Origin of the sequence: Flavobacterium sp. J27 (assembly GCF_004303025.1) — a bacterium.
Classification (GTDB): Bacteria; Bacteroidota; Bacteroidia; order Flavobacteriales; family Flavobacteriaceae; genus Flavobacterium.
The window spans coordinates 396587-408256 of record NZ_PJQW01000002.1; the positions used below are offsets into that span (position 1 = coordinate 396587).

At 28.5% G+C, this 11670-nt stretch carries 12 protein-coding genes; 4 read left to right on the plus strand and 8 right to left on the minus strand.

The annotated features are described in order from the left end of the window. Positions 1–14: 14 nt before the first annotated feature. The 6 genes from CX675_RS03885 to CX675_RS03910 all read right to left on the minus strand — a co-directional run bounded on the left by CX675_RS03885 (position 15) and on the right by CX675_RS03910 (position 3990). The gene (locus CX675_RS03885) at positions 15–815 is read right to left on the minus strand and encodes a TatD family hydrolase (RefSeq protein WP_130733902.1); all 801 of its coding nucleotides are present in this window, start codon (positions 813–815) and stop codon (positions 15–17) included. After that, positions 808–1173, minus strand: a complete 366-nt coding sequence (locus CX675_RS03890; protein WP_130733903.1) for a hypothetical protein — start codon at positions 1171–1173, stop codon at positions 808–810. The genes CX675_RS03885 and CX675_RS03890 overlap by 8 nt, the downstream gene beginning before the upstream one ends. A gap of 83 nt (positions 1174–1256) precedes the next feature. Next, positions 1257–1547: a hypothetical protein gene (locus CX675_RS03895; RefSeq protein ID WP_130733904.1), complete on the minus strand. Its 291-nt coding sequence runs from the start codon at positions 1545–1547 to the stop codon at positions 1257–1259. Between the two features lie 244 nt (positions 1548–1791). Continuing rightward, positions 1792–2481 carry a hypothetical protein gene (locus CX675_RS03900; RefSeq protein ID WP_130733905.1) on the minus strand — a complete coding sequence of 230 codons (690 nt, stop codon included), beginning with the start codon at positions 2479–2481 and terminating at the stop codon, positions 1792–1794. Positions 2482–2486: 5 nt separating this feature from the next. After that, positions 2487–3212, minus strand: a complete 726-nt coding sequence (locus CX675_RS03905) for a DUF434 domain-containing protein (RefSeq protein ID WP_130733906.1) — start codon at positions 3210–3212, stop codon at positions 2487–2489. Positions 3213–3306: 94 nt separating this feature from the next. Then, the gene (locus CX675_RS03910; RefSeq protein WP_130733907.1) at positions 3307–3990 is read right to left on the minus strand and encodes a uracil-DNA glycosylase family protein; all 684 of its coding nucleotides are present in this window, start codon (positions 3988–3990) and stop codon (positions 3307–3309) included. Between the two features lie 142 nt (positions 3991–4132). On the opposite strand from CX675_RS03910, the gene CX675_RS03915 reads away from it, so the two are divergent. Continuing rightward, positions 4133–4747: a hypothetical protein gene (locus CX675_RS03915; RefSeq protein WP_130733908.1), complete on the plus strand. Its 615-nt coding sequence runs from the start codon at positions 4133–4135 to the stop codon at positions 4745–4747. A gap of 116 nt (positions 4748–4863) precedes the next feature. Then, entirely contained in the window at positions 4864–5889 is a 1026-nt protein-coding gene (locus CX675_RS03920; RefSeq protein WP_130733909.1) for a YafY family protein, read from the plus strand. A gap of 49 nt (positions 5890–5938) precedes the next feature. On the opposite strand, the gene CX675_RS03925 is transcribed toward CX675_RS03920, so the two are convergent. Further along, entirely contained in the window at positions 5939–6829 is an 891-nt protein-coding gene (locus CX675_RS03925; protein WP_130733910.1) for a hypothetical protein, read from the minus strand. Positions 6830–6948: 119 nt separating this feature from the next. Here CX675_RS03925 and CX675_RS03930 point away from each other — a divergent pair, with 119 nt between their 5' ends. After that, positions 6949–7980 carry a formimidoylglutamase gene (locus CX675_RS03930; RefSeq protein ID WP_130733911.1) on the plus strand — a complete coding sequence of 344 codons (1032 nt, stop codon included), beginning with the start codon at positions 6949–6951 and terminating at the stop codon, positions 7978–7980. A 60-nt stretch (positions 7981–8040) separates the two neighbouring features. Then, positions 8041–9306, plus strand: coding sequence for a DEAD/DEAH box helicase (locus CX675_RS03935; RefSeq protein ID WP_130733912.1), 1266 nt, complete (start codon positions 8041–8043; stop codon positions 9304–9306). A gap of 12 nt (positions 9307–9318) precedes the next feature. Here the strand turns inward: CX675_RS03935 and CX675_RS03940 are convergent, their stop codons facing one another. Further along, entirely contained in the window at positions 9319–11526 is a 2208-nt protein-coding gene (locus CX675_RS03940; protein WP_130733913.1) for a response regulator, read from the minus strand. Positions 11527–11670: the final 144 nt, after the last annotated feature.

Below are 11670 nucleotides of genomic sequence, written 5' to 3' on the forward strand. Positions count from 1 at the left end.
CTGGCAAAGATAACTTATAAACCAAAAAAATCAAGTGTGTTTTTTACTATTATTTCATTTAAATCAGCAACATCAATTTGTTTAATTAAAGCCAAATAATCAGCTACATAAGGTAAAAATGCGGGTTCATTTCTTCTTTGGTGTTCCTTTCTTAAGTTTGTTTTAGAAATGTTTTTAGGTAGCATAAAGGGAGCATCAGTTTCTATCATAATTCTATCCATTGGAACATAATGAAGTACTTCTTTCAAATGCGCAAATCTTTTTTTATCAGTAATTGCTCCTGTAAAACCGAGATAAAAACCTTTGTCTAAATAAGCCTTTGCCTCACTTATTGATCCTGTAAAACAATGTACTACTGCTTTAGGTAATTGCGATATAAAATCGTTTGTAATAGCCATAAAACGAATAAAAGCTGCTCTTTCATGTAGAAAAAGTGGTTTTTGTATTTCACAGGCTAATTCTAATTGAGCTTTATAGCATTGCTCTTGTTGTATTCTAGGTGAAAAATCGCGATCAAAATCGAGTCCGCACTCTCCTACTGCAACAACTTCTTTATTTTCTAATAGTTTTCTAAGTTTAGCTATGCTTTGGTTATCCATACTTTTAGCATCATGTGGATGAATGCCTGCTGTACTGTATAAAATGTTAGGAAAATCTTCTGCAATTCTAAAGGCTTCTTGACTACCTTTTACGCTTGTTCCGGTAAGAATTATTTTTGAAACTCCTGCTCTTATCGCCTTATTAATGACAGTTTCTTTATCATTTTGGAATTGCTTATTCGTTAAGTTGATTCCTATATCTATATAATTATTCATATTGGTAATGCCTTCCAGATGGCGTTTTCTTGTTAGTTTTAAATAATACTGTAATAACATTATTCCTCTTTATCGCATCGTTTAATTGTTTATAAGATCTATAACTGGTATAAACAGAGGAAATTTTGTCATTATGTTCTTTAAATTTTATTTTTACTTTAATACTTTTCTTAGGTTTCTTTTTGATTACAGGATTTCTAATTGCATTTGCGTCGTTTTGTTCTAAAGCAATGGCTTCTTCTACAACTACTTCTTCCGTAGCACGCCATTTTCTATTAGCGATTTTTTTCCAATAAGGACGCAAATGTTTAGCACGTTCATAACCTCGATATGGTCCTTTGTTATAGAGATTTTTCATTTGTTGGAATTTGACAAATCTTCAAAATATAGTGCGCAATTATTTTGCGCTAGATAATTTTTATACAAAAACAACCCCTTACATTATAAATCTAATTGTGGAAAAACAACTTCTTTGATATAATCGTCAATAAAACCATATTCGATACCTAATTTTTTAATTTTTTCTTTTCTTTTTAGCAACTCTGGTCTTATCTTTAAAGCTATAATCTCTCGTTCATTCTCTTCTTCTTTAGTAATTGTCTCTTCCATAGGAAAACTATAATCGTATAATAAAACACATAAGGTTTCTAAAAGCGTTGCTCTTTTTGAAAGTAAAAAATCTGAATTATCAATTCCACTTAGCAATAGCTTCAAATGTTTTAATTCTGCCAAAATTATATGTTCATCTTGAGAATAAAAGTGTAGCCCTTCAGTTTTACCCAATTCATCAAAAAGTATTTCATCATACCATTGTATTGGTCCAAAGGTTGTTCTTAGAAAAATATTTGAATTTCAAAAGGAACAATCAAACTTTGTCTCTCTCAATTCTTCAAAAACCATTTCTCTTTTTGTTAAAAATTCTTTAGTAGTTTTATTACATTTTTTACATTGACCTTCTTTTATGTATTTCATTTATTTACTCATTTAAAAATTGTTCTAAAAAACCAATAAATTGTTTTCCATTACTACTCCAACGCATTCCCTGACCATTTGCTAAACGGATTTCATAAACCAAACCATGCTTATAATGATAAAAAATGTTCCACCAAGTTGTTTTTTCAAAGAAAATTTCAATTTGAATCTTAATTTTACTTTCTTTAGCTTTTTGGTTACCTTTTAGTTTTTCAAAAATACTTTCAGGATAACGTCCTACGTGTTTTTCCCATGCTTTTACAACCACAGTTGTTTCTCTGTTTAAAGGTTGAAAGCAACTTTCTAAAAGAACCGCTTTAAGAGGTGGAATAGCTTCAAAGTCTTGTTTACTTGCTGAAGTAATTCGTTGTCCCATTAACCATAATATTGTTGAAAAAGGAGTGTTTTCGATTAGATAACAAATCTCTTTTACATCTATATTATTTTCATTGATAAAAACGGTTTTAAATTGAGATACAATTTCAGGATAGTTATGCACTATTTCATCAACAAAATAAGGCTGTCTAGAATTATTTGGGATTTCATAAAAGCGTTTTACCAATTCTATTGAAAAAAAATGAAGGATTTCCTCTTGCAAAAAAGCGGCATATTTTCTTTTCCATTCTAAAGAAAAAAAAGCTTTTGATTCTAGTAGAAGAGCTTCAATTTTTTGTTGAAAACTAGTAGTATTCATCTTTATCAGATCTTTAAATTACTGTTAAATATTACTTTAGAAGTTAGTTTTTGTTCAATTAAATAGCCCGCCAAATTAAACCATAACTTAGCATGATCCAATACTATTTTATCTGAAGAAACAACAATTGCATCTCTTTCAATTAAAGTTTTATCGGCATTGTCTTCCAAAAAAACACTCCAATTTAAATTATTAAATACTGCCACAGCTTCAATTTTTGCTTTTATTCTCCCGCTATTAGAAACTTGTTTATCGAAAATCCATTGAATATTATATAATTTACTTTCCTTAAAGAAATTGAATACTAAATTAATTGCCTGTTCCGTTTGATTAACCATTTTATAATTTCTATGCACACTAGATAAATCACGATAACAGCCATCTAGTCCTTTAAAAATATATGCGTTTGATAAGGCGCTTTCTAATAAAATAAGTAAATTAAACCCATCTATCACTAACTTTTTACAGGCTAAACCTTCATATTGTATTTCGTTCTTTTTTCTAAGCATTACTTGTTTGTTTGAAGCACTCATGCCTTGCACAGCTTTTTGTTGACGACTGGCTAATTTATACCGATTTCCTACTAAAGACAAAGCATTTTTTTCAGAATAACCACGCGTTAACAGATAATGCATATCTTTTGTTGCTTCATGAATTGCAATTCTAAATTTTAGTGTTTCAAAAAAGAAATCATCTTTGGCTTCTTTTCCTCTATTGATTTGTTTAGACATTATTATCAAACTTCATGATTTATAAACTGTATTTTTTTACTCTATACTATTTAGCAAAGGTAAAATTCAAAATACGTAATTATTTTACGTACTACTAGTTAAAATATTCAGCATATTGCAAAAGTCGAAAATCAAAAGTATTAAAGTTTGAGTTTTTACTTTTTAAATATTGATATATAGGATTTTTACTAATAGAAATATTTGCAGCTCCAGAAACAGATGTTAAGGAAACTGTTTTGATTATTCTTTCCGTTTTTTCTTTTGAAGTTTCTGCAACGGGTAAAACAAATTGATGTATTCTGGGTATTTCATTTGAAATCAATTCCAATTTCTGACCATAAGATTTAAGTTGTTTTCTAAAAAAATACTCAGGCCCGTTTTTGCTATTTCCCCCAGTAAAAAGTAAGGTTGAGATGTTAGGAAATTCATTTAAATACAGAATTAAATTACGCAAAATAACATTTTTCATGCCTAAATCTGAAGCATCAATTTTAGTACGTTCGCAACTTTCAACTATATCACAAACTCCAATTTTATGTTTCATTAAGAATTCTTTTCGTTGCGTTATGGCTTCTGTTGAATTGTCATATTTAAGATTCAAATTATGTATTTTATCGATATACAACCATAACGAATTATAATAACTGCCGTAACAAAAATCGACATCTTTTTCCAATAACACTCCTGTTGAAAATCGTGGAGGTGGTAAAGTGCCTACAATTAATTTTTCTGTATCGGGTTGAATAAAAGGGAGGTAAGGATGTTTATGAAGGAACACAATAAATTCTTTTTAAGCTATTGTTTAATCACAAAATTAATATTTTTCAACAACTTAGGTAGATTACGCTCTCATAAAATGATTTTATTTCTACGTAATTGTTATACGTAGTAAAAAATAAATTGTATTTTTACTAAAAAACATGTCTTTGTACGCCATTTTTCATAATTTATTGTTACGTATAGGATTTGATAAGCTTACTATTAACAAGCATTGGGAAACGTTAGAAAAAGCTTATTCTTCTAAAAATAGAAAATATCATAATTTGACTCATTTGGAAAATATGATGACGCTTTATAAACGAGATAAAGATAAATTAACACATTCCGATGAAATCGTATATGCACTTTTCTATCATGATATTATTTATAAAGTGACACGAAAAGATAATGAGCTTGAAAGCGCAAAATTAGCAATAAAACTACTTCCAGAATTTGCTAAAATTGATAAAGAATTAGTTTTTGAAATGATTTGTGCAACTCAATTGCATGAACATCAGGAAAAAGAAACTATCAATTGGTTACTTGATTTTGACTTACAAATATTGGCTTCACCTTGGGAGGAATACTTCATTTATTCTAAACAAATTAGGCAAGAATATAAAATTTATCCTAATATTCTTTATAACCCTGGACGTAAAAAAGCGCTACAACATTTTTTAGAAAGGGATTTCATTTTTCAAACAGAAGTTTTTAGAACACAATATGAAACAAAAGCAAGAGAAAATATTAAAAAAGAAATACTTTTATTATTATGACAAAAAAATCTCAATATAATTTCAATTGTATTTCTTTCTATTAAGATTACTAAAACTGACGGAATAAGAATACGTTTTAAATTTTTTAAACACAAGTAAACGAACTGAACTAAACTATGGCACAAAATAAAAACGCACTCATACGATATAAAACAATAGACAAATGTCTTCAAAACAAATACCGTCAATGGACATTAGATGATTTAATTGAAGCTTGTAGTGAAGCATTATATGAATATGAAGGAAAAGAAACATCTGTAAGTAAACGGACGATTCAATTAGATATTCAGATGATGCGTAGTGAAAAATTAGGTTACAATGCCCCAATCGAAGTATATGATAAAAAATATTATCATTATGCACAAGATGATTTTTCAATTACAGATATTCCGTTAACAGAAACCGACATTAATGTTTTAACAGAAACCGTTTCTATGCTAAAACAATTTAAAGATTTTTCTTTGTTTCATGATGTATCTGACATTTTACAACGCTTAGAAGATAAAATTTACGCTGAAAAATCGCATACACAACCTGTAATTCATTTGGATAAAAATGAAAATTTAAAAGGCTTGCATTTTTTAGATGAAATTTATCAAGCTATCGTTAAAAAAGTAGTTTTAATCATCTCGTACAAATCCTTTAAATCTAAAGAAGCCCAACAACTTACTTTTCATCCTTTTTTGCTAAAAGAATTTAATAACCGATGGTTTTTAGTAGGTAGAACCAAAGCTAGCCAACCCATTACCAATTTAGCTTTAGATCGTATCGAAAAAATCGATTATGACTTTAATTTGTCTTTTTTAGAAGAGGAATTTAATGCGGAAGAATATTATAAAAATATTGTGGGTGTTACGGTTAATCAAGGTTTGTATCCTGTGAAAATTGAGCTTTGGATTGATCAAATGAACGCTCCTTATGTCATCACAAAACCTTTACATCATAGCCAAAGAATTATTGAAACTCATGAAGACGGGAGTATTGTGGTACATTTATTTTTAATACCAAATTATGAGTTAGAACGTTTATTATTAGGTTTTGGCAATGGATTAGAAGTTATAAAACCAAATAATTTAAGAAAAAGAATGATCCGCATTATAGAAAAAACCTATGAACGATATCAATCTAAAATAGCAGAATAAAAAAACGGAACTACTATAGTTCCGTTTTTTTTGTTAAAAGTAACAGGTATTATTTTAAAACAAAACTTGTTTTAGAAACATTTTCACCTTTTTCGCTAAATACATTTACAAAATATGTACCCGCTTCAAAGTTGTCTCCTGCTAATTCTTCAGTAACTTGTACCGATTTATTTTCGTACTTAACAGTAGTAATAAAACTATATGTTAATGTTTGATCTTCTCCCATTGGAATTGTTTTCTTCTCCCCTAAGATATTTCCTTTAGTGTCCATCACCTGAACATAGTATTTTCTATCTCCAGAAGAAGCAATTTGATTTTCAGCAATTACAAAACTAATTTTTAATTTATCTGCTCTACTTGCTTTTGTTGTTTCTACTTGTTTTCCAGAACTTCTTTCTTTAACAGCTAATACATTTAAGTTTAGTACTGCTAATTTAGATGCTTTTTCAATAGTTTTAGTCATGTTGTTGTTTTGAACTAAAAGTGTATCAGTAAACTTTCTGTTTTCTTCTAAAACAGTATTTGTACTGTCTAAAGAAGTGGTTAAAGAAACATTTTGTTCTTTTAATAATTTGTTTTCAGCTACCAAATTATCCATTTCTCTTTTTAAACGGAAATACTCTCCTTTGTATCTTTCCATTGCTTTGGCATCACCTTTAGATTTTTCTAATTCTTCTAAAAGTTTTGTCATTTCTTCTTTTTGCTCATCAATCTCGCCTTTTAATGCAGTATTTTCTCCTGACATTGCCTCTAATTCAGCGATTCTAGCTTTGATATCGTCTTCTAAAGCTGTTTTTTCAGTAGTTAATTCTGTTAACTGTTTTTTATTATCAGAGGTTAATTTATAAATATAACCGATACTACCTAACAACAATAATGCTAATACAACTATTGCCGCTTTTAAACCTGAGTTACTCTTTGTGTTTGTGTTTTCTTCCATAAATTTTTGGTGATTACTTAATTTTTTAAACAAATGTACAATTTATAAAGTATTTATTCAATCTTAGAACGAAAGTTATATTAAAATAGTATTTTTGATGTGAAATTTTTTTAAAAAAAATGGAAAAGATCAACTTATTAACCGTTAAGGAATTGGCCAAAATTACCCATCACAGAAGTGGTGAAATAAAATTAGGTGAAAAAGTAATAACTATCCCATCAAATGAAAATATTTGGGAATTTATATCCAAATGTGATGCTCAATTTGTTGTTTTTGGGATTCCAGAAGACATTGGTGTCAAAGCAAATTTAGGAAGAGTGGGAACAGCTTCTGCTTATGAAAGTGCTTTAAAAAGCTTGGTAAATGTACAACATAATAAATTTTGTAAAGGAAACAATATAATTGTATTAGGTCATTTAGAGGTTACTGAAGAACTTCAAGAAGCAAATGAACTAAAGATATCAAACAAAGAACACAAAAAGAGGCTTTTTACATTAGTAGAAAAAATAGATAAAGAAGTGTCGCATATTATTCATCAAATTATAAAATGCGATAAAATTCCTATTGTAATTGGTGGTGGACATAACAATGCTTACGGAAATATAAAAGGACTAGCATTGGCAAAAGGGAAGCCGGTAAATGCTATTAATTTTGATGCTCATACCGATTTTAGAATTTTAGAAGGTAGGCACTCTGGTAATGGTTTTAGTTATGCATTTGAAGAAGGTTTTCTTAAAAAATATTTTGTCTTTGGTTTACATGAAAATTTTGTTTCTAAAAGCGTTTTCAATTCTATAAAAGAGCAAGATACGAGGTTAAAATATGTTTCTTATGAAGAAATTGAAGTGAGAAAACAAAAAAACTTTGCATCTCAATTAGAAGAAGGATTAGCCTTTATAAAGCAAGATCCTTTTGGAATTGAATTAGATTTAGATGCCATTCCTCATATTTACTCTAGCGCCATGACTTTGAGTGGCTTTAGTGTACAGCAAGCAAGAGAATACATTCATTACTTTGGGAAACATAAAAACGCAGCTTATTTGCATATTTGTGAAGGAGCACCAGATCTAGATTTAACAAATAACAATCATTTAACTGGAAAATTAATGGCTTATTTAATAACCGATTTTATAAAAAGTAAAGTTTTGTAATCCCATTTTTAATAGCAAAACTCTATTTTCTTTTAATTACCTTTGTACAAAAATTTTGTAATGACATTTAAAGAACTTCATTTAATAAACAATATACAAGAAGCTTTAGAAGAAGAAGGCTATGTAAAACCTACTCCTATTCAAGAGCAAGCGATACCTGAAATTTTAGCTGAAAAAGATTTAGTAGCATGTGCACAAACGGGAACAGGTAAAACAGCCGCTTTTGCTATTCCAGTAATTCAGCTGATTCATAAAATTGTAGGTTCGGCAAAAAAAGTGAAGCGTATTAGAACACTTGTTATTACTCCTACAAGAGAATTAGCCATACAAATAGGTGACAGTTTTGATACTTATGGGAAGTATACCAATATTAAAACATTAGTTATTTTTGGTGGTGTAAATCAAGTGCCTCAAGTAGATCAATTAAAAAAAGGAATTGACGTACTTGTAGCTACACCAGGACGTTTACTAGACTTATATAAGCAAGGATTTATTGATTTAAATCACATGCATCAATTAATCTTAGATGAAGCAGATCAAATGCTAGATATGGGCTTTATAAATGATGTAAAAAAAATAATTAAGCTTACTCCAGATAATAGACAAACTTTGTTATTTTCAGCTACAATGCCTTTGGCTATCAGAGAATTAGCTGACACCTTTTTAAATAATCCAAAATATATTACCGTTACTCCTGTTTCTAGTACAGCTGAAAAAGTAAGTCAAAAAGTATATTTTGTTGACAAATCGGAAAAAAGGAATTTATTATACCAACTCATTACAGAAGAAAATTTAAAAAATGTTTTGGTTTTTACCCGAACAAAGCATGGTGCAGATAATATTGTTAAAGCTTTAAAGAAAAAAGGTATTGATGCAGGTGCTATTCATGGAGATAAATCGCAAAGTGCCAGACAACGTATTTTAGAAAGTTTTAAAAATCAAGAAATTCCAATTTTGATTGCTACAGATATTGCAGCTCGTGGAATTGACATTGAAAGCTTACCTTTTGTAATTAATTTTGATATTCCAAATATATCTGAAACCTATGTGCATCGTATAGGAAGAACGGGTAGAGCTGGTAATACAGGACTTGCTATTTCTTTTTGTGGTAAAGATGAAAAAAACTACTGGAATGATATTGAAAAATTAATTCGGATTAAAGTAAAAGTAGTTGAAAATCATTCTTTTCCTTGGAAAGAAGAAGAAGAAAAAAAAGAAGGTGCAAAACCCGACTATAGAAATAAAAACAAATCCAAATCTGATAACAAAAGCAATAATTCCAGAAAATCAGATGGATCGAAAAAGAATAAAAAAAGATGGTATTAACCTGAAGAAATTTTATTCTTCTTTATTGTTCACATGCAATCGAATCATTTGGAATAATTTTCTAGCATCAAATGGTTTAGCAATAATATCGTCTATACCCGATTGTTTGGCTTTCAGCTGAACTTCTTCTTTTTCAAAAGCGGTAACAGCAATAATTGGAATGGTAACTCCTTTCTGACGAATTAATTTTGTAGTTTCAAAACCGTTAATTTTAGGCATATTAATATCCATCAAAATGGCATCAAATTGATGTTTTTCGAGCAATTCTAATGCAAAGTAGCCATCATCAGCAATTTCACATTGAAACTTGTGGTTTTCCAATAATTTTTTGGTAACAATTTGATTAATTTTATTGTCTTCCACAACTAATATCTTATAGGTTTTTGGCAACGATAAATCTACTTCAATATTGTTAACAAATTCATTTACTTTATTTTCTCCCGATTCGAAAGGAATCGTAAATGTTACTGTAGTTCCTTTGTTAACTTTACTTTCTAATTGAATATCTCCTTTGAATAATTCAATTAATTTTTTCACAATAGTTAGTCCTAATCCAGTACCTTGATAATCATCTTCTTTTCTATCTATTTGGACAAATTTGTCAAATACTTTATCTTGATACTCTTCTGGAATTCCTGCACCTGTATCTATTACTTTAAATTGAATAAAAATTAAACCATCTTGTTCTTTAACTAAATCTGCTGAGATAGTTACTTTTCCATCATGAGTAAATTTTAAAGAATTACTGACTAAGTTTAAAATAATTTGCGACAATCGGATACTATCACCAATAATATATTCTGGAATTTTTTTATCCACTTTAATTAGAAGATCATTATTGTATTTTAAAGCAATATTATCTAACGAATTTTTTATCGTTTCTAATTTGTCTTCTAAATTGAATAAGTTATTTTCAAGAACCACTCTATTTTCTTCAAACTTATATACTTTTAAAATATCGTTTACTAATGAAAGTAAGTAATTTGCTGAAAATTTTAACGCTTTTAAATGAGGGCTATTTTCTAATTCTTGATGCTCAACCTCTATGATATCAGTAATCCCTATAACTCCATATAAAGGTGTTCTTAATTCATGACTAATGGTTGAAACAAATTGTGATTTTACTTTAGAAGCTTCTTCTGCTTTTTCCTTAGCTATTTTTAGTTCTTCGTTAGCTTCTCTTAATTCTTCATTCGATTTTCTTCTAACTCGATTTAATTTTAGTTGAGAATACAATATAGTAAGTGTTGTTAAAAAGATAACACCAATTAATATAATTAATATTTTGATATTCAGAAGTTTTTGATCTTGGACGCGTTTATCTGCTTCCATCTTAATTAAATCTCGCTTTACTTCTTCTTTTTCAATTTGTTCAACTAACCCTTTTACTTTTTCATTTCTTTGTGCTTCATTTTCTAATTCACGAAGAGAATCAGTAGCTAATAAATATTTATAGGCTTTATCGTATTGTTTTCTACTAAAGTAGAATTCGGCTAAGCTTTTATTCATACCAACTTCGTGAGCAGGATTAAAATTTTTGTATTTTGATTGGCAAATAGCTAATGCTCTCAATAAGTTATTTTCAGCTATTCCAAAATTACCTTTAAACGCTTCATAATCGCCATTTAAAGAGTAATAAAAAAATTGAGCTTCATATTCTTGTTTTAATGAATCTATATGTGATCTTACCTCACTTAGATGTACTTTTCCTTCTTCATATCTTTTCTTTTCAAAATAGGTATTTACTAAATTTAATTTATTATAAGTAAATTCGATAATATCTACTTTTCTAGCAAATTCTAAAGATTGTAAATAATATTTGATACCTGTTTCGTCATCTCTCTTATTGTAAGAATATACGTTTCCTAAATTATTGTATAACCAACTCTTAATTGTATCATTATTTGCATTTGCAGCATGAATTAGAGCTTTATTATAATAATCAATAGCTTTATCAAAATCATAAATTTCAACGAAATTTAACCCAATAAAATTATACGCTTTAGCAATAGAAGATTCGTCATTTTTTTTTATGGCTAATGCCAATGCTTTCTTTGCATTTTGCAACGATAATTCTGGTTGACTAGAATGCAGATATTTCCCTGATTCATATAAGTATTTTTTAATTGTTTTAGTTTCAGAATTTTGTATTTGAGAAAACGTTACAATTGAAAAAACGAAGCATAAAATAGGTAATAGTATCTTATGTAAATAACTCATTGGGTAGCGTTTGGACCATTTTAAATATTCTCTAACTTGTTAAAAGTACTATTTTTATATAAAAAAAACTATAAAAAGAAAGAATTGTTCTTTTCTTTATTAAGAAAGTACTGCTATTTTCAATATCCTTAAAGACAAGTATTT